The 19,205-nt window shown below is 31.8% G+C and carries 15 protein-coding genes; 3 read left to right on the plus strand and 12 right to left on the minus strand.

Annotation, left to right across the window (positions count from 1 at the left end; genetic code table 11):
* Positions 1–175 precede the first annotated feature (175 nt).
* Positions 176–1,309 (plus strand): cysteine desulfurase family protein, encoded by a 1,134-nt coding sequence (locus tag JBL43_RS15180; protein ID WP_198842257.1) that lies wholly within the window; start codon positions 176–178, stop codon positions 1,307–1,309.
* Between the two features lie 8 nt (positions 1,310–1,317).
* On the opposite strand, the gene JBL43_RS15185 is transcribed toward JBL43_RS15180, so the two are convergent.
* From JBL43_RS15185 to dnaN, 7 genes are all read right to left on the minus strand, one after another.
* Positions 1,318–2,598, minus strand: coding sequence for an alkaline phosphatase family protein (locus tag JBL43_RS15185; RefSeq protein ID WP_198842258.1), 1,281 nt, complete (start codon positions 2,596–2,598; stop codon positions 1,318–1,320).
* Positions 2,599–2,765: 167 nt separating this feature from the next.
* On the minus strand, positions 2,766–4,676 hold the full coding sequence (gene yidC / locus JBL43_RS15190) for a membrane protein insertase YidC (protein ID WP_198842259.1): 1,911 nt from the start codon (positions 4,674–4,676) through the stop codon (positions 2,766–2,768).
* A 276-nt stretch (positions 4,677–4,952) separates the two neighbouring features.
* Positions 4,953–6,665 (minus strand): gamma-glutamyltransferase, encoded by a 1,713-nt coding sequence (gene ggt, locus JBL43_RS15195; protein ID WP_198842260.1) that lies wholly within the window; start codon positions 6,663–6,665, stop codon positions 4,953–4,955.
* 108 nt (positions 6,666–6,773) lie between these two features.
* Positions 6,774–7,367 carry an acyl carrier protein phosphodiesterase gene (locus JBL43_RS15200; protein ID WP_198842261.1) on the minus strand — a complete coding sequence of 198 codons (594 nt, stop codon included), beginning with the start codon at positions 7,365–7,367 and terminating at the stop codon, positions 6,774–6,776.
* Positions 7,368–7,589: 222 nt separating this feature from the next.
* The gene (locus tag JBL43_RS15205) at positions 7,590–8,288 is read right to left on the minus strand and encodes a hypothetical protein (protein WP_198842262.1); all 699 of its coding nucleotides are present in this window, start codon (positions 8,286–8,288) and stop codon (positions 7,590–7,592) included.
* A gap of 109 nt (positions 8,289–8,397) precedes the next feature.
* Positions 8,398–9,096 carry a hypothetical protein gene (locus JBL43_RS15210; protein WP_198842263.1) on the minus strand — a complete coding sequence of 233 codons (699 nt, stop codon included), beginning with the start codon at positions 9,094–9,096 and terminating at the stop codon, positions 8,398–8,400.
* 297 nt (positions 9,097–9,393) lie between these two features.
* Entirely contained in the window at positions 9,394–10,512 is a 1,119-nt protein-coding gene (dnaN, locus tag JBL43_RS15215) for a DNA polymerase III subunit beta (protein WP_138949396.1), read from the minus strand.
* 214 nt (positions 10,513–10,726) lie between these two features.
* On the opposite strand from dnaN, the gene JBL43_RS15220 reads away from it, so the two are divergent.
* On the plus strand, positions 10,727–13,231 hold the full coding sequence (locus tag JBL43_RS15220) for a PIG-L family deacetylase (RefSeq protein ID WP_198842264.1): 2,505 nt from the start codon (positions 10,727–10,729) through the stop codon (positions 13,229–13,231).
* 128 nt (positions 13,232–13,359) lie between these two features.
* The gene (locus JBL43_RS15225) at positions 13,360–15,087 is read left to right on the plus strand and encodes a sodium:solute symporter family protein (protein ID WP_198842265.1); all 1,728 of its coding nucleotides are present in this window, start codon (positions 13,360–13,362) and stop codon (positions 15,085–15,087) included.
* Here JBL43_RS15225 and JBL43_RS15230 read toward each other — a convergent pair whose 3' ends face one another.
* The 5 genes from JBL43_RS15230 to JBL43_RS15250 all read right to left on the minus strand — a co-directional run bounded on the left by JBL43_RS15230 (position 15,088) and on the right by JBL43_RS15250 (position 19,177).
* On the minus strand, positions 15,088–15,513 hold the full coding sequence (locus JBL43_RS15230) for a hypothetical protein (protein ID WP_198842266.1): 426 nt from the start codon (positions 15,511–15,513) through the stop codon (positions 15,088–15,090). It abuts the gene before it with no gap.
* Positions 15,514–15,558: 45 nt separating this feature from the next.
* Positions 15,559–15,930 carry a hypothetical protein gene (locus JBL43_RS15235; protein ID WP_198842267.1) on the minus strand — a complete coding sequence of 124 codons (372 nt, stop codon included), beginning with the start codon at positions 15,928–15,930 and terminating at the stop codon, positions 15,559–15,561.
* Between the two features lie 164 nt (positions 15,931–16,094).
* Positions 16,095–17,225, minus strand: a complete 1,131-nt coding sequence (locus JBL43_RS15240) for a DmpA family aminopeptidase (protein ID WP_198842268.1) — start codon at positions 17,223–17,225, stop codon at positions 16,095–16,097.
* Positions 17,226–17,258: 33 nt separating this feature from the next.
* Entirely contained in the window at positions 17,259–18,338 is a 1,080-nt protein-coding gene (gene corA, locus JBL43_RS15245; RefSeq protein ID WP_198842269.1) for a magnesium/cobalt transporter CorA, read from the minus strand.
* A gap of 215 nt (positions 18,339–18,553) precedes the next feature.
* Complete coding sequence (locus JBL43_RS15250) at positions 18,554–19,177, minus strand: tetratricopeptide repeat protein (protein WP_198842270.1); 624 nt, start codon at positions 19,175–19,177, stop codon at positions 18,554–18,556.
* Positions 19,178–19,205: the final 28 nt, after the last annotated feature.

A 19,205-nucleotide genomic window follows, 5' to 3' on the forward strand; every position in this document is an offset into this window, starting at 1 on the left:
TTTAAATCTGTTCACTGACAAAAATAGGCGAAATACGCAACAAAGTAAAAATACTTGCTGTTAAATTTGATTACTTTTGTGCTCATAGAGCTCTTAATGGGCATTTGGTTTGATAACACAGAACACTACCTTATTAAGTGATTGAAATTAAATAAGTTAGTGAAAATATATTTAGATGAGTATAATTTATTTAGACAACGCAGCAACAACGCAGATAGATACTAAGGTAATTGAACGAATTACGGAAGTTATGACTAATGTTCATGGCAATCCGTCTTCAACACATCAAGTGGGTAGGAAAGCGAAATCAGTGGTTGAAGCAGCCAGAAAAAGCATAGCAAAACATTTTAATGTAACTGCGGGAGAGGTTGTGTTTACGGCAGGGGGAAGTGAAGCTGATAATTTAATACTGCGTAATGCAATTGTACATTTAGGAGTACAAAGAATAATTACGACTAAAATTGAACATCATGCCGTGTTACATACTATTGAAGCCTTGGCCGAAGAGTTTAATATCACCATCGATTTTTTAGAATTAGACGAACGGGGAGTGGTAAATTATAGTCAAATTGAGGCTCTTTTGAATTCAAATAAAGAAAAAACCTTAGTGAGTTTAATGTCAGTAAATAATGAATTGGGAAACATATTAGATAGCACGAAAGTCTCTGATTTATGTATAGCTCATAAGGCCTTTTTTCATTCAGATACGGTACAGGCTATTGGACATTATGCAATGGATTTACGAGAAGTACCGATTGACTTTATTACAGCGAGTGCTCATAAATTCCATGGACCAAAAGGTGTGGGATTTGCCATTTTTAAAAAAGGTTTTGGCATAAAACCCATGTTAATAGGAGGAGAGCAGGAGCGTGGTGCTAGAGCAGGAACAGAAAATGTGCCGCAAATAGCAGGAATGGAAATAGCATTAGATATAGCGTTGGAAAATGAAGAAATTGATAAAACATACATTACCAATTTAAAAAAGCATTTTATTAATCAAATTAAAAGTGAATTACCAACATTAGAATTTAACGGTTGTTCAGCAGATTTAGAACACAGTAGTTATACCATTTTAAATGTGCGTTTTCCAAAAGAATTACCAATGTTATTGTTCCAACTGGATCTAAAAGGTGTTGCGGCTTCAGGAGGCAGTGCTTGCCAAAGTGGAAGTGCAAAAGGCTCACATGTGCTGGAAGCCATTTTACCAGAACATAAGGTCAAATCAACTTCAGTTCGGTTTTCTTTTAGTAAATACAATACTTTAAAAGAAATTGATCAAGTTGTGGAAGTGTTGAAAAGTTTGGTTTAATTATTCATTTATTTTAAAACACTTTTTACCTCTTCTAGCTTTCCGTCAATACTATTAGGGATAGGAAGTCCTAACAATTTACAGAGCAGTGGATAAATGTGTATGTTTTTAAACGAAGGAGTGATATATCCGTTTTTAAAACCGGGACCATTGGCATAAAATATTCCGTGCATGTCTTTATACTTGGTATCTGGACCATGGATCCCCATTATTTTAATAGCGTTCTTTTTATACGATGCTATTCTTGAATTAGAACTAAAATAATAGCCAAAATCTGGAATTATCTGTAGCGTTCCCCAGTCTTTACTTTTAGGAATATATTCAAAACCCGGAGTGTTTGCAGTTTTATAAACTTTAAAGTGAACTTCTTTTTGTTTTAAATTCTTAAAAATAGCATCCGTGTCACTTTGTTTTTTTGGGTGAATATTTACAATGGCTCCATTATCTATGGTAACATACAAGCTATCGTTTTTAACCCTCTCTATAGGAATCAAATTTTCAGTTTTTTGTTCTGTCATACCATGATCAGAAACAATAATTATGTTGATAGGTAGACTCGTTGCTGCTGTACCTTTAAATAAATCACCTAAGTTTCTATCCAATTCAAATAATGTCTTTTTCAGTTCAGTATCATTATTTGGTCCAAAATCATGACCCGTATTATCCATGTCAGAAAAATACATGGTAATTAAATGTGGCCTTTTTTCTTCTGGTAATGCTAACCAATCAAGAGCTTGAGCTACTCGCGTTTCATTTTTTATACTTCCATCATAAATTTTATAATAGGTAGGGTGTTTACCTTGAATGTCGGCTTCAGAACCAACGAAAAAATAACTAGCAGAAACCATCTGATTTTTATCAGCTAGTATCCAAATTGGGGTACCTCCATAAAAACTACCATCTTCTACGGTCTCACGGTTTCCTAATTTATAAGTTGCATTTTTTTTATAACTATAGAATGAATTTCCAATAATACCGTGTTTATCTGGATACATCCCGGTGGCAATGGTATAATGATTTGGAAAGGTTTTAGAAGGAAATGAAGGAATTAAGGACTCCGCTTTTACACCATTTTTAATAAAATTAGTTAAATGAGGCGGTTTATATTTATCTACATAATCCCAACGAAAACCATCCAAGGAAATTAAAATTACATATGGTTTTTCAAGAGAAGCTTTTGAATTAACCGTAGTCGTTGGACTTGTTAATTTTGAACTTGAGCTACAAGAGGACAATACGATTACACAAATAAATAAAACAAGTTGGTAACTAAAGAATCTCTTAAGCATTAGGTTAGGTTTTTAGGTTGTCTTGAATGTAAAGATATAAAATCACTATAATTATTTGAGCAAACGAAGTTCGTATTTTTAAAGAAGAAAATCAAATAAAATAGAATCATAAAAAAAACCGAAGCTATTAACTTCGGTTTTGAATTTTCAACAATAATTTAAATAAATTATTTGTTTTTCTTTTTTTGTTCCTGTTGCACTTGAGCTTGCTTCATAGCATCATCTAAACGTTGTTTAAACTTGCTTTTTTTCTTTTCAGGCTTGGCTTTGTTTTCTTGTATTTGAGCGTGAATTTTATCTTCATCGATAATAAAATTCTTAATGACCAACATAATTATAATAGTAAGTAAGTTTGATACGAAATAGTATAAACTTAAACTACTTGCATAATTATTAAAAAAGAAAAGCATCATAAGAGGAGAAAAGTACATCATGTATTTCATCATCTTACTCATATCAGGCATACCTTCTTGTGTAGGTTGTTGCATGTTCATTTGCTGACTTTGCGTCATACGCATATAAAAGAATATAGCTATAGATGCTAAGATTGGAAATAAACTGACGTGATCTCCATAAAACCATATTTTAAAGGGTAATTGAGCAACCATATCATAAGAAGATAAATCATCTGCCCATAAAAAGCTTTTTTGTCGTAAACCTATCTCTGAAGGGAAAAATCTAAATAAAGCAAAGAATACTGGCATTTGAATCAATGCAGGTATACAACCAGCTAATGGACTAACTCCAGCTTTACGTTGTAACGCCATTGTTTCTTGTTGACGCTTCATTGCATTTTCTTTACCCTTAAGTCTTTCATTTATCGCTTGCATTTCAGGTCTTAACACCTTCATTTTTGCACTAGATAAATAAGATTTATATACCACAGGTGACATGATAATACGAACAATTATGGTCATTAAAATAATTATTAATCCATAATTGGTCATGTACGTACTTAAAAACGTAAATACAGGGATAAAGATAATTCTGTTAATCCAACCAAAAATACCCCAACCTAGGTCAGCCACATCTTTAATGTCTGTGCCTTCATACTTTTTGAATATTTTATAATCTGTAGGCCCATAATACCAGTTCATGGCATAATTAAGCTCACCATTTTTCATATCTAATGGTGCTTTTAAAGTAAACAGCTTTGTAAAGACGGTATCCTTTTCTTCATCTTTTACTAAATCTGTAGAAGAAACATTTGCAGAACTGAAAGGAGTCTCTGTTTTTAATAAAGAAGTAAAAAAGTGCTGTTTGTAGGCAACCCAGTTTACATCTTTTAACTCATCTTCATCTGTAAAACTTAAGTAACTTACATCATCATCAGCTTTATAGTAGAAATAACCGTACATATTTTCGGTCTTTATACTTTTTTCTTGACGGTAGGCTTTAAAGTCCCAATTCAATTGTAAAGGTTGTGTAGTATTTATTGCCCTATCCATGCCTTGAGATTTTATAGCAAAATCGAGCATATAATCTCCTGGTTTAATCTCGTAACGATATTCTAAATATTGGTCAGCCGATACTTTCAGTTTCATAGAAAGTACTTGGTTTTCCCCATTTTCAGATAAGGTTGGTTCAAAGAATAGATCTTTAGTGTTTAAAGTTCTATTATCCATTGTCGCAAAGTTGATATTAAAAAGAGCATTATTATCTTTTACGAGGTGTAATGGTTTTTGAGCGTTTGTTTTAAATTCTTTAAGCTCAACGTCTGTTATTTGTCCCCCTTTATTAGAAACTTTAATTTTTAATAAATCGTTTTCAATAATGGTTTCATTGGCGGATGCAGAGGGCAATGTTGCACTATATGCAAAAGCACCCAATTGGCTTTGAGCATTAGAAAGAGCCAAAGAATCTGTAGGGTTTACGGTTGTAATTGCTGAGTCAACGGTCTTTGTAGACGGTTGAGTTATTTGGTCTTGAACGCTTTGTATTGAATCTTGTATTTGCTCAGTTCTTTGCTTTTCAAGTTCTTCAGGTGTTGGTTGATTGGTGTACATATACCAAACCATAATAGCACCTAATAATAAAAAACCTATGAGCGAATTGACATCAAATTTCTTTTCTTCCATAATGTATAAAATCAACCCAACTATAGTATCAAGTTTTAAAGTAAAAAACAGATGGGTTTTTGAGACTGCGAAAATATGAAAAAGTAGGCATATAGGGTGTGTTTTAGTAAAAATATTGTTGGGAAAGAAGTAAGGATACTAAATTAGGAAGATAAAAGCTAACTGTCATTCCGACGAAGGACGAATCTGTTTAAATGATAGGTCTTGTTTATGAGATTCCTCGTGCCTCGGAATGACAATTGTTAACATTATACTCAATTATTTGAATTTTTAAAATTAAAACCCTTCTGCACTATCGTCACCTCTAGGATCGGCACCTCCTTCTAATTTACCATTGGGTAAAACTAAAATGGCATCTACTTTACCTATAATGCGAGAGTTACTTTGGTCAATGTTATATCCTTTATTTCGTAAATCGGGAAATATGATACTATCAAATGTAGTTTCAAATTTAATATCATCTGGATACCATTGATGATGAAATCGAGGTTGTGATACGGACTCTTGCATGGTCATATCGTATTCTAATACATTTAAAATGTTTTGCATTACCGAGGTGATAATTGTTGAACCGCCAGGGGTGCCAATCACCATTTTAAGTTTACCGTCTTTTTCTACAATGGTAGGTGTCATAGCACTTAACATTCTTTTTTGAGGGGCAATGGCATTCGCTTCCGCTCCTAATAATCCAAACATATTTGGCTCGCCAGGTTTAGAACTGAAGTCGTCCATTTCATTATTTAGAAAGAATCCAGCATCTTTAACATACACTTTAGAACCATAAGCTCCATTAATTGTAGTAGTAACCGCTACAGCATTTCCAAATTGATCGATAATGGAATAATGTGTTGTTTCGTCACTTTCAGGTAAGGTGATTTCGCCATACGTAATATCGGTAGATTTGGTTGCTTTATCCCAATTAAAATCAGACATTCTTTGCGATAAGTAATAGGGGGAAAGTAAGGTGTCAATAGGCACATGTACAAAATCAGGGTCACCTAAAAATTCAGATCTATCGGCATAAGTTCTTCGTTCTGCTTCGGTTATTAATTGAACATATTCTATAGAGTTATGAGCATATTGATTGATGTTATAGGGCTCAATACTTTTTAAAATTTGACCAATACAAATTCCTCCACTAGATGGTGGAGACATAGAAATGATCTTATTGCCTTTATAATCAAATGTTATTGGTTTTCTCCATTGTGCTTCATAGCTAGCCAAATCTTCTTTCGTTATAATTCCACCTAAACTTTGAACATAATCCACCAACATATCAGCTGTTTTTCCTTTATAGAATTCATCTCTGCCATTATCTCTTATTCTTGTTAATGTTAACGCTAGTGCAGGATATTTTATAGTATCACCAACCTGCCATTCTTTATCTAAAAGGATAGTACGTTTGTTTGCTTTCTCAAAAAGAGGGCGGTATGCATTCAACATTCTCGCTTGGTGCTTGGTAACAACAACACCATTCGTTGCCAAATCTATGGCAGGTTGCATAAGTTTTTCAATGGGTAGGGTGCCAAATTTTTTATGAACTTCAAATAACCCAGCCACAGTGCCAGGCACGCCAACAGCCATAGCTCCCAAAGTACTTTTATTGGGAATTACATTCCCTTTTTTATCTAAATACATATCTCTCGAGGCTTTGAGAGGAGCTTTTTCACGGTAGTCAATACTTCCTGTTTTACCATCTTTTAAACGGTAAACCATAAAGCCACCACCTCCAATATTGCCTGCAAATGGATAGGAGACAAGCAATGATAAATCAGTGGCAACCATAGCGTCAAAAGCATTTCCACCCTGTTTCATAATAGCTAATCCAATTTTGGAAGCCTCTTCTCTTGCAGATACCACCATGGCAGAATCGGCCAAAATACCATAGGTTCTATTAGCTACGGGTTCAAGTATTGTAGTTTTTGGGGCACTTTTTTTACATTGTATAACAAGGAAGCTAATGCTTAAAATAAGTAGGATTTTTTTCATTTAAATAAAATTATACGAACCTTTATGCTTAAGGTTATTTAGATAAGTCGTTGTAGGTTATGTTATTAATTACTGTTTCAGATGGAGCACAATTAAACGGTCATACCTCTATTTATTAAGTATTATTTTTGTTTGTTCAGATGATAAGTTACGTAAATCTTCAAAGAAAGTTGTAAAATCATCTTCAAAATCAGTATAATAGAGTTGTAAATCTTCAATGGCTAAATTCATTTTAGAGATATTTTTTGTTCTTTTATTCATACCTATTAATACCGTTTCTATTCCTTCGATAGTTCTATAATTGTACAACCAATTACCCTTGATCATATATGGCAATAGCTTTTTAATTTTTTCAGGTAGAATCTCATGATTATCGGTTAATAAGGTATAAAATTGTTGTGCATACGCATTCAGTTCTATATCGCTGTATACTAACCAGTTTTTTGCCAAATAGTGATCGTATAAAATATCAATAATTACGCCGTCGTAATGTCGGTATCTTGGATGAAGCCTTTTTTTACTCTTACGAACAATTGGATGTGTATCCGTAAATGAATCAATTTTTCGATGGAGTTGAATTCCTTTTTGAACAGTAATAGGGAGGTGTTTATATTTATTTCCAACAATTCCATCGGCAATAAAATTACCAATTTTAAGTTCGTCGTTATTACCAGAAAGATAAATATGTGCTAAAAAGTTCATTCTCGAAAGGTAGGAAAAAAAGTCTTTCGTCGGCGTCTGCAGCAGTTAGTTTTTCTGTAATATTTAATTACAAATAATTAGAGCTTAAAGTTAAAAAAGTGTTCTGATGATTACTTATTATAACACGAAAGATTACGATAACTGAACGAATAAGATCCGTACTATGCAACTGAAAGTAAAATGAATGAAAATTTAAATAAGAATTTAAGTTGCCTTTTTTAGCTATTTTACTGGTTTTTCAAATGACCAATCCATTTTTTGGAAAGCAGCTACAAGACTGTCTTTTTCATTAGTTTTACAAACAAAGAAGTCATAATTGGCGATCATTGCTGTTAGCCCTTTCGTATTAATGCCTGCATTAGCAGAACTTAAATAATAACTTGGCCAATCATTAGCTCTAATAGATCTGAATTTATATTTTTCTGTATGCAACATGTTGGCTAATGCCTTTTTTACACCTTTTGCATCTTCACTATACCCCATTAATTTATAAAAGGTTAGTAATTGCCCAACTGCATCTTTAAAATATAAAATATCATTTTGAGCTTTGGTCCATTTGGCTAAAAAAGGGTTGGGTTCGATAACAATTTCACCTTTAAAATTCTTTTTATCCCAATTAGGAATAGATTGAACGGCAATATCTTTAAAGACGTAATCAAATTTCTTTGGATCTAAAAGTGCCAGCCAAATTTTTTCGGTAATATCAATTACTTCGTCCTCGTTGTAAAAAGAACTTCCTAATAATGATACGATATTTTGAATATCAGCTTTTTTAAAATTAGCGTCTTTTAAGTTGGGTTTTTCTTTTTTATATTCTTTTATAGTACTGTGGAAACGTATTGCAGAATAATCTGGTTGAGCAAAAAGGTCAACATTAAATGTAATTAACGCTAAACAGATAAGTATGATGTTTTTCATCATGTTGTCATTAGTTTTTATTTATTAATAGCTGGTTCGGCGTTGCATGGAAAAAAACCGCTCCCTTAAAGAACGGTTTTTTAATTACTTGAGTATAATTTTTTTATAAATTTTAGGGTTGAATAAAATCCCATTCAATTTTTTTGAAAAGCTCGGTTATTTCGTCCTTCTTTTCAAGTTTACATACTATGATGTTATAATATCCTTTCGTAACCAATGCTACTAATCCTTTTGGTGCTAAATCGGCATTTACAGTTTCTAAATAAGAATATGCCCAATCATCATCTTTAGGATCTTGAAAGTTAATATTTTTTGTGATTAATAATTCATTAAACGATGATTTCACACCTTCAGCATCATCACCATACGTTATTAATTCATAGTGACTTAATATTTTACTTAATGCCAATTGAAAATAGGGAAACTCGTCGCTATTGATAGTCCATTCAGTAAGGTATGGATTGGGTTCTAATACCAATTCACCATTAGCATTTACTTGCCCCCAGTTATTAATTGTTTTGACGGCAAAATCCTTAAAAACAAAATCAAATAGTTTAGGGTTAGAAAAAGCCAACCATGCTTTATCTACAATGTCTTTTTTTTCTTTCTCTGAGTAAAGTGAATCGCCAAGATTATCAATAATATTTGATAATAATTCTTTATCGATACCTAATTCTTGAGTTCTGGGTTCGTCGTTTTTGTATTCATATATTTTACTACTGAAAATAACCTTAGAGTAGTCAGTTGTTTGAGAAACTGCCACATAGGTGAATACTGTGAATGTTAAAATAGAGAGTAGTGTTCTTTTCATAGAGTTATTTTAATTACACTTCGCTTTTACACACGAAAATTAATAATATTTTAGTGAAATAATATTAATTTTATTAATACAATAAATTAAAATAGAATTTAGGGGTTCTATAAGACTGCTAAAGTAACGAATATTTCATTACATTACAATAAAATCAATATAAAGTATGGTTTTCTATTTAAATGGTAAGAAAATGGTAGTATTCTGTTTATTTAATAAAAAAACATACCGATTGGTCTTAAAATAAGCCTTAAAAACAGTAATTAAAATAATAAAATAAAAGGGGCTTAAAAGGTATTAACCGTTTAACATTACTGGCATAACAAGCATTGTAATATGCTCACCTTCTTCTAATCCATCTATTGGAGTTAAAATTCCAGCTCTATTGGGTAATGACATTTCTAATAATATTTCATTTGATTCTAAATTGTTTAACATCTCTGATAAAAATTTAGAATTAAAACCTATTTGCATATCATCACCTTCATAGTTACATTTTAGGCGTTCGTCTGCTTTATTTGAAAAATCAATATCTTCTGCAGAGATATTTAATTCAGTACCTGCCATTTTTAAACGTATTTGATGTGTCGTTTTACTTGAGAATATAGAAACACGACGAACAGAATTTAAAAATGAACTTCTTTCTAAAGTTAACTTATTTGGATTCTCTTTTGGAATTACCGCTTCGTAATTAGGATATTTACCATCAATTAAACGACAAACTAAAACTGTTTTGTCTATCGTAAATTTGGCATTAGCGTCGTTATATTCAACACTAACGTCTTCTTGAGAACCTGATAAAATATTCTTTAATAGGTTCAATGGTTTTTTAGGCATGATAAACTCAGCAACTTCACTTGCACTAACATCATTACGCGTATATTTAACCAGTTTATGAGCATCTGTAGCTACAAAAGTTAAGTTTTCTTTAGAAAACTGAAAGAAAACACCACTCATTACCGGACGTAAATCGTCGTTACCAGATGCAAAAATAGTTTTGGATATAGCTGTTGCTAATATATCTCCAGTAATTACAGTTTTACTAGGTTCTTCTAATTCAACGGCTTTCGGAAATTCTTCACCATCAGCATATGCTAAGGCGTACTTACCACTTTCAGAGCTGATCTCAAGCGTGTTATTTTCTTCAACAACAAAAGTTAAGGGTTGTTCCGGAAAAGTTTTTAAAGTATCTAATAATAATCTTGCATTGATTGCAACTTTACCATCTTCGTCAGCCTCAGCTTCAATAATTGTAGTCATTGTAGTTTCTAAATCTGATGCAGAAACTTTTAACTGATTATTTGACAATTCAAATAAGAAATTGTCTAAAATTGGTAATGTATTGCTATTATTGATAACACCTCCTAAAACTTGAAGTTGCTTTAATAATTGATTACTTGAAACTATAAATTTCATCTCTGTATAATAGGTTAAAATGTTCAATGTTTAGTCACTACCTTTTGTAGTAATTAAACGAGTTATATCAAAGCTCTTAATGAAGTCTTCTAATATATTTACAAATATAGATTAATATATAGGAGCTAAAAAAATAAATTTTACTGTTTTATTCACAATCGTAAATTTTAAGTAGATTTGTGAGCCTAAGATTTAATTAGACTCATTAAAATTTATGAAAAAAATACTATTATTACTGGTAATTCTTCTTTTTGTATTACCAATTAATGCTCAAAAGCCTAATAAACCCAGTACTTCTGAGATTTACGAATCGATACAGAAATTAAATTTTTTAGGAACAGTACTATATGTAGCTGCACATCCTGATGATGAAAATACACGATTAATCTCCTATTTTTCGAATCATATTAAAGCCAGAACGGGATATTTGTCAATAACTAGAGGTGATGGTGGACAAAATTTAATAGGTTCTGAATTACAAGAACTTTTAGGAGTTATAAGAACACAAGAGTTATTAGCTGCACGACGAACAGATGGTGGAGAGCAATTTTTTTCAAGAGCCAAAGATTTTGGGTATTCTAAGCATCCTGATGAAACCTTATCTATATGGAATAAAGAGGAAGTTTTAAAAGATGTGGTTTCAATTATTAGAAAATTCAAACCAGATGTAATTATTAATCGTTTCAATCATAGAACGCCAGGCACTACACATGGACATCATACATCATCGGCAATGTTAAGTGTAGCGGCATTTGATTTAGTTGGAGATAAAAATTTTAAAAGTCACAATTTATATGGAACGTGGCAACCAAAGAATTTATTTTTTAATACCTCTTGGTGGTTTTATGGAAGTCAAGAAAAATTTGATAAAGCTGATAAAACAAATTTATTAAGTTTTGATATGGGAGTTTATTATGCTTCTAAAGGATTGTCTAACCCTGAAATTGCGTCATTAAGTAGAAGTCAACATAGATCTCAAGGTTTTGGTAGCACAGGTTCTAGAGGTTCTGAATTAGAATATATAGAACTATTAAAAGGTACAATGCCAAAAAATGGAAATATCTTTGAAGGGGTTGACACATCTTGGAACAGAGTAGTGGGAGGGAAAGCCATTGCTGATATTTTGGGTAAAGTACAACAAGAATTTGATTTTAAGAATCCAGACCACAGCATACCTGAATTAATGAAAGCCTATCAATTGATTGATAATTTACCTGAGGGGCATTGGAAATCTTTAAAATTACCTGAAATTAAAAGTGTTATTGCAGCGTGTACGGGTTTGTATTTAGAGGCTAAATCAGAAAGTTCATATAGTGCTTTAAATGAAAAGGTGAATATTGACATTGAAGCCATTAATAGAAGTGATGTACCTATTAAATTAACTGGTGTTAATTTGATGACTTCTTTTGAAAGACCAATAAAAGGTCAAGGGTTTACACAGGTAAAAGATTTGGACAATAATCAATCATATACATATACAGATCAACTTTACATTTCTGATAAGGAACAATTTACGGCTCCTTATTGGTTAACTGATGTGAGTACGTTGGGGATGTATAAAGTTAAAGATCATACCTTAATAGGTAACCCAGAAACACCACATAAAGCCACGGCAGTTTTTAGTTTGGTGATTGACGGTTATCCTATTGACATAAAAAAGCCTATTGTTTATAAATATAACGATCCTGTAAAGGGTGAAGTGTATCAACCTTTTGAAATTTTACCAGTAGTAACGGCCAAAATTTCGAATAAAGTAAATATTTTTTCTGATCATTCAGCGAAAGAAATACCAGTAGTTATTAAATCTTCAAAAGATAATTTATCAGGTTCAGTTAATTTATGTTATCCTTCTGATTGGAAAGTGAGTCCCGAAAAGATCGATTTTACCATCGCTAATAAAGGTGGAGAAAAAACAGTTATTTTTACGATAACACCGCCAAAAAATCAAAGTGAAGGGTTAATGTCACCTATGGTAACTATCGGAGATAGTGTTTATACCAAAGAATTGATAAACATTGATTATGATCATATTCCGAAACAAACTATTTTAATGCCGTCAGAAGCTAAATTGGTGCGATTAGATATTAAAAAGAAAGGAAATTTAATAGGATATATTCAAGGTGCAGGAGATCAAATTCCAACAAGTTTGGCACAAATTGGTTTTAAAGTTGAGGAATTGAATGAAGACAATATAAGTTTAAATACATTGAACAAATACGATGCTGTTGTGTTGGGTATTAGAATCTACAATGTAAGTGATAAAGCAAAATTCTACCAAGCTGCACTACATAAATATGTAGAAAATGGAGGTACATTAATTGTTCAATACAATACGAATAGGGGATTGAAAGTAGATGCTGTGGCTCCTTATGAATTAAAATTATCGAGAGATAGGGTTGTAGAAGAAGATGCTACAGTCGGTTTTTTATCAGAAAATTATGGGTTGTTAACTTCCCCGAACAACATTGAGCCAAAAGATTTTGAGGGATGGATTCAAGAACGTGGCTTGTATTTTCCAAATGAATGGAGTAAAGATTTTACACCAATATTATCAATGCATGATAAAGGAGAATCTGCAAAAAAAGGAAGTCTGCTCGTATCAAAATACGGAAAAGGGCATTTTATATATACAGGAATTAGTTTTTTTAGAGAATTACCTGCTGGTGTACCCGGAGCTTATAAATTATTTGCTAATATGATTTCTGTTGGAAAAAAATAAGAACAAATCTAATGAACGAGGATAAAAAATATACATGGCAAAAATTATATACATGGGTTTTAGTGGCCAATGCATTTTACGTGGTATTGTTTTATTTAATAATGAAATTATTTTCTTAAAAAATAGCTATGCAGCAAATTGATTGGATAATTTTAATCTGTACTCTTATTTTTATAGTATCCTACGGTGTTTACAAAACTAGAGGAAGTAAAAATGTACAAGATTTTATTCGAGGAGGTAACGAATCTAAATGGTGGACCATCGGTTTGTCAGTTATGGCCACACAAGCGAGTGCCATAACATTTTTATCTACTCCTGGCCAAGCATTTCATGATGGAATGGGCTTTGTGCAATTCTATTTCGGCGTGCCTATTGCCATGGTTATTATTTGTTTGGTATTTATACCTATTTACCATCGTCTTAAAGTATTTACCGCATATGAATATCTCGAAAGTCGTTTTGATTTAAAAACGCGGAGTTTGGCAGCAATTTTATTTCTAATTCAAAGAGGATTAGCTGCGGGAATTACAATTTACGCACCAGCCATTATCTTATCAGCGGTGTTGGGTTGGGATTTGATTACGCTTAATATCACCATAGGAATTTTAGTGATTATTTATACAGTATCAGGTGGTACAAAAGCGGTGAGCGTAACTCAAAAAAGTCAAATGGCAGTTATTTTTACAGGTATGTTTATTGCTTTTTTTATGATTGTTAATGCCTTACCAGCTGATGTTACCTTTACAAAAGCTTTAGATATTGCCGGAGCTAGTGATAAAATGAAAGTATTAGATTTTTCGTTTGATTTTGATAATCGATACACATTTTGGAGTGGTATTATTGGAGGAAGCTTTTTAGCCTTATCTTACTTTGGTACAGATCAAAGTCAGGTACAACGTTACCTTTCGGGTAAGTCCATAAAAGAGATGCAATTAGGTTTGCTTTTTAATGGTTTCTTAAAAGTGCCCATGCAATTTTTTATACTCTTGGTTGGAGTAATGGTTTTTGTGTTTTATCAGTTTAATCCTACTCCTTTGAACTTTAGTCCAATAGCTACCGAGACGGTATTAAACTCATCCTATGCTAATGATTATAAAGTATTACAGGAAGAACAAGAATTGATTTTCGATAAGAAACAATTGCTAATTAATGAATTTGTAAAAACGGAGAATGAAGACTTGAGTAAACAAATATCTGAAATTAATACTATTGACAAGGAAAATAGGGAAGCTGCCAGGGTTCTCATAAAAGAAGCTGCAATAGAAAAAGATATAAAAGTAGAAGCTAATGATAAGGATTATGTTTTTATTCATTTCATTTTAAATAATTTACCAAGAGGTCTTATCGGTTTGTTATTGGCTGTAATATTATCAGCTGCAATGTCATCAACGGCATCAGAGTTAAATGCCTTAGGTTCAACCACCGCATTAGATTTATACAAACGGAATGTTGTTGGTGAGAAATCTGAAAAACATTTTATGTTCGCTTCTAAATGGTTTACATTATTATGGGGTATTATTGCCATTTTAATAGCCTGTGTTGCCAATTTATTTGACAACTTAATTCAATTGGTAAATATTATAGGTTCTATATTTTATGGCAATGTGTTAGGTATGTTCTTGTTGGCCTTTTTTATAAAATTTGTGAAGAGTAATGCAGTGTTTACAGCGGCACTTATTACACAAGTAATTGTTATAGCAATTTATTATTTTACAATGTTCTTACCAGAAAGTCAAGGCGATAAGGCAATGTTGAGTTATTTATGGTTGAATTTAATTGGTTGTGGTTTGGTAATGGGTATTGCAATTATTATACAAGCTACATCAGGAACAAAAAATAGGCAATTGGCTTCATAATTAAATGGTAACCAAGATATCAATAGGCATCCACACCTTGTTTTTTAATGTATACCAAACCTGAATCCATGATTGCTCTTGTACCTTCCAAGAAGCTGCTGTGATTTCAATTTCATAGTTTAGATATTCTTTGTTTGGATACTGTTCTTTTATTAATGCTTCTAAATCAAAAGGAATATGATTTGCTGTTATTTTAATGATTTCTTTTTCTTGAGGGGTTCCATATTTTGCTGTCGCTTCAGTTAAAGAGAGCATATTTAATTCTTTTGTTGTTTTTGAAATAAGCAAAGCGGTTTTTTCATTTTTTGCTAGAGCATCATGCGTTTCTTCTTTTGAATTTATTACGGTATCCTTTTTATCTTCACAAGAAAATATAAGAATCCATAAGAATACTAAAAATACAATATGTTTAAATTTTATCATCATAGGTTAGCAAGTAGTAAGTTAAGTAACGGAATGAAAATTAATAGGTTACGCATTTGTGCGAACTTCAATTGGTTTCCATTCATTTTCTATAAATAAATACCATACCGTAAGTTCTGTGCTTGTTGGTCTTTTCCATTGAGCTTCAAGAAAAAATACTTTTTTAGACTTATATTCTTTATTTGGAAAATAGGTATCTACAATGGCTAATTGCTCTTCAGAAAGATTTTTTTCTGCTACCTTTTTCTTATTACTGATTTGTGGCTCACCATAGACCTGAATGGCATTTGTGAATTTTACATGACTTAAATATAATTTTTCTTTTTGGATGTCATCCGCTTTAGTATTGGTGTTCACTACTTCTTTAGTATTACAAGAAATTAATGATAAAACGATTAGTAGGGTTGCAAAAATTTTCATGATGTTTGTTTTTATTATTTAAAACAAAAGTATCTGAAAACCTAGGTGTACAAAAGCTGGTTTTTGGTGAAAATGAGCACCCTGAATACAGGGGTGTTTTTTATAAATATCTGTAAGACATTAAATTATAGAGGTAGGGCTAAATAAGAAGCACAAGAAATTTTTTATTCTTCTCTAATTAGATTGTATTTTTTCATAATATCTAAAATATCAGCAATAGGCAAAGCCTTAATGGTATGGTTATTTCTACCGGTCATATCTTTAGCTGCGAACAGTGAATTGATAATAGCTTCTTCAGTAGCTTCAATTGTTGCCATAAATAGGGGCGTCGTTTTACCGTTTTTTAATTCTTTAGGTTGATAAAAAGCGGAGTCATTTTTTGAATCAATTAAATTTTCTTTTGCTGTAGAAAGAGCAATCACATAATCGCCACTTCCATTGGAGGCAATACCACCTGTTTTTGCGAGACCTAACATGGCTCTTTTTGCCATTCTTTCCAAGTTTCTTGAACCGATGGGAGCATCGGTAATTACAACAATCATACAAGAACCATCCGCTTCCATTTCATTCTTATAGGGGTAGCTATTGAGTTCTTTTGCAATGGGAGCACCATTGATTTGTAATACGCCGCCAAAATTAGTTTGTACTAAAACGCCAACGGTATAGCCTCCTAATGTTTCTGGTATCATTCTAGAAGAAGTTCCAATTCCACCTTTAAATCCAAAACAAACAGTTCCAGTTCCAGCACCAACATTACCTTCTTCTACATTTGAAGTACTTGCGTTTTTAATAGCGGCTAACACATGCTTTTCTTTAACATGCCTTCCTTGAATATCATTAAGATAACCATCATTGGTTTCACCAACAACGGAATTTACCGATCTTACATTATTGTTTTCGGGTTGGTTTAAAGTGTATGTAATCAATGCGTCAGAGGCTTTCGGAACACTTAAGGTGTTCGTTAAAATTATAGGGGTTTCTATATTCCCTAATTCTTTTACTTGACTATATCCTGCTAATTTTCCAAAACCATTACCTATATAAATAGCTGCTGGTATCTTTAATTGGAATATGTTTTTGGCGTGTGGTAAAATGGCGGTGACTCCGGTTCTAATGCTATCACCATCAATTAAAGTAGTGTGTCCTACTTTTACGCCATCCACATCAGTAATTGCGTTTTGTTTTCCCGTTTTCATAACGCCAATTTCAATACCATAATCTCGGGCTCTTTTTTCTTGAGATGAGATACTTTGAGAAATTAATACTGCAAAAAATAAAATATAGTTGAAGTTCATTTAGGTATAGAATAATTTGAATTTAAAGAGCTATTACAACCATTTTTTCTTCTTAAAATAGAATAACAAACCGATTCCGATAACAATAGAAATGGCCCAGAAATAATAATATCCATATTCCCATTTTAACTCAGGGATGGTTTCAAAATTCATTCCATAAATACCTGAAATAAAGGTTAGCGGAATAAAAATGGTAGCCATAATGGTAAGTACTTGCATTACCTGATTCATTTTAAGACTTAAGCTAGACAAGTAGCTATCTTTTAGACCAGAAACAACATCTCTATAAGATTCTAAGATGTCAATAATTTGAATGGTATGATCATGAACATCATTAAAATATTTAATATTTTTCGGACTAATAAATTTGTCATTATCACGAAGTAATTTATTTACAGATTCCCGTAAAGGATAGATAGACCTTCTCAATACTAATAAAATATTTTTGTAGGCATGAATTTTCTGTAAAGATTTTTGTGAGGGATCGTTAAAGATTTCATCCTCCAAATCTTCCAGGTCATTCCCAATATTTTCAATGGCAATAAAGTAATTATCAACGATAGAATCAATAAGTGAATAAAAAAGATAGTCATTTTTTTTACTTCGTATTTGTCCTTTAGGAGCTTCAATCCGCTCTCTTATATGGCCAAAGACATCTCCTGTTTTTTCTTGAAAGCTAATGACATAATCTTTACTTAAAACCAGACTAATTTGCTCACTATCAATGGTTTTTTCCACTTCGTCATAACGGAGCATCTTTAAAGATAAGAAGAGGTAATTTTCATATTCTTCAACTTTAGGCCTTTGATTGGTGTTAGAGACATCTTCAAGTAACAAATTGTCAAGGTTAAAAATATCATGAAATTCATTAATGAGCTGATAATTATGTATTCCATCAACATTAATCCAATTTACAGAATTGGGCTGCATGTTTTTATGAAGCTCAGCACAGGTGTCATATTTTACTTTAGAAAGCTCCTGAGGATTATAACTTATCATTTCTAATATAGCAGCTTCTGATCTTTCTTTACCAATATAGGTAATGCTACCAGGAGGCAAGCCCGCTTTTTTAGAGGCATTTGATTTCCTGTGTCTGATAGGTTTTTTTTTCAAGAGGTTTAAATTAAGGTTCTGACTCAAAGGTACTAAAATCTCAAGAATAATATTTAGATTAAACTTTTATAGTTAAAGCCTTATAAGTGAAAATTGATTTAAGAATACTTTTAAAATATTGGGAGATTATTATATAATTTTTTATAAACCTTTTCAAAAGTAACAAAAGTTAGATAATTAGTTATCTCTAGTTTAGGTAAATTATGAATCTTATATTATGGGGCTATACCGAAAACAAATTTTAATTTTTGTAAATTTTTATCTTCAGAATAATTTTTCAATAAACGAGTAGTAAGACGTTTCCCAGCTTCACAATTTTTTTTGTCAAATTTGCAATTATAACTATAGGCCAACGCAAGTCTGTAATTTGCTTCGTACTCATTTGGAAATAGTTTTACAGCTTGTTGGTAGCGATATATTGCATTATTCCAATGTCTTTTTTCAATCCACTTATCACCTTCATCCAAATAATAGCTGTAAGTATTGATATGTTCTTTTAAATAAATGTCTTTCTGATCTTCAATATTATCCAACTTTTGATTTTCAAAAACATTTGTTGAGTATAGAATAAAAAATAGAATAGGCAACAACAATGAAATTGTAACAAACCAAATCTTAATGTTTTCAAACTTTCTTTGCTTTATTACCCTTTCTCTAATTATTTTTAGTTCTTGTTTACTCGCTTTTTTTAAGTTAATTTTTCCTTTTGAAGCTTTATAATACTCTTTACGAGTACTCAAAAATGTACGATCTCTTTTAAAGAAGCTTTTTTTACGTAGCAAGTTTTTATTGTTACGTAAAATAGTAATCATACTTTGCATGCTTCCTTCGCCACCCATAATTATTGTTTTATATTATTTTAGCTTT

This window comes from Aureibaculum flavum (assembly GCF_016406085.1).
In the GTDB taxonomy this organism is placed as follows: Bacteria; Bacteroidota; Bacteroidia; order Flavobacteriales; family Flavobacteriaceae; genus Aureibaculum; species Aureibaculum flavum.

What these genes read in the sequence shown, in the direction of transcription:
- JBL43_RS15180 (WP_198842257.1), top strand. Translation starts at nt 176, where the DNA reads ATGAGTATAATTTATTTAGACAACGCAGCAACAACGCAGATAGATACT.
- JBL43_RS15185 (WP_198842258.1), bottom strand. Translation starts at nt 2,598, where the DNA reads ATGCTTAAGAGATTCTTTAGTTACCAACTTGTTTTATTTATTTGTGTA.
- yidC (WP_198842259.1), bottom strand. Translation starts at nt 4,676, where the DNA reads ATGGAAGAAAAGAAATTTGATGTCAATTCGCTCATAGGTTTTTTATTA.
- ggt (WP_198842260.1), bottom strand. Translation starts at nt 6,665, where the DNA reads ATGAAAAAAATCCTACTTATTTTAAGCATTAGCTTCCTTGTTATACAA.
- JBL43_RS15200 (WP_198842261.1), bottom strand. Translation starts at nt 7,367, where the DNA reads ATGAACTTTTTAGCACATATTTATCTTTCTGGTAATAACGACGAACTT.
- JBL43_RS15205 (WP_198842262.1), bottom strand. Translation starts at nt 8,288, where the DNA reads ATGATGAAAAACATCATACTTATCTGTTTAGCGTTAATTACATTTAAT.
- JBL43_RS15210 (WP_198842263.1), bottom strand. Translation starts at nt 9,096, where the DNA reads ATGAAAAGAACACTACTCTCTATTTTAACATTCACAGTATTCACCTAT.
- dnaN (WP_138949396.1), bottom strand. Translation starts at nt 10,512, where the DNA reads ATGAAATTTATAGTTTCAAGTAATCAATTATTAAAGCAACTTCAAGTT.
- JBL43_RS15220 (WP_198842264.1), top strand. Translation starts at nt 10,727, where the DNA reads ATGAAAAAAATACTATTATTACTGGTAATTCTTCTTTTTGTATTACCA.
- JBL43_RS15225 (WP_198842265.1), top strand. Translation starts at nt 13,360, where the DNA reads ATGCAGCAAATTGATTGGATAATTTTAATCTGTACTCTTATTTTTATA.
- JBL43_RS15230 (WP_198842266.1), bottom strand. Translation starts at nt 15,513, where the DNA reads ATGATGATAAAATTTAAACATATTGTATTTTTAGTATTCTTATGGATT.
- JBL43_RS15235 (WP_198842267.1), bottom strand. Translation starts at nt 15,930, where the DNA reads ATGAAAATTTTTGCAACCCTACTAATCGTTTTATCATTAATTTCTTGT.
- JBL43_RS15240 (WP_198842268.1), bottom strand. Translation starts at nt 17,225, where the DNA reads ATGAACTTCAACTATATTTTATTTTTTGCAGTATTAATTTCTCAAAGT.
- JBL43_RS15250 (WP_198842270.1), bottom strand. Translation starts at nt 19,177, where the DNA reads ATGGGTGGCGAAGGAAGCATGCAAAGTATGATTACTATTTTACGTAAC.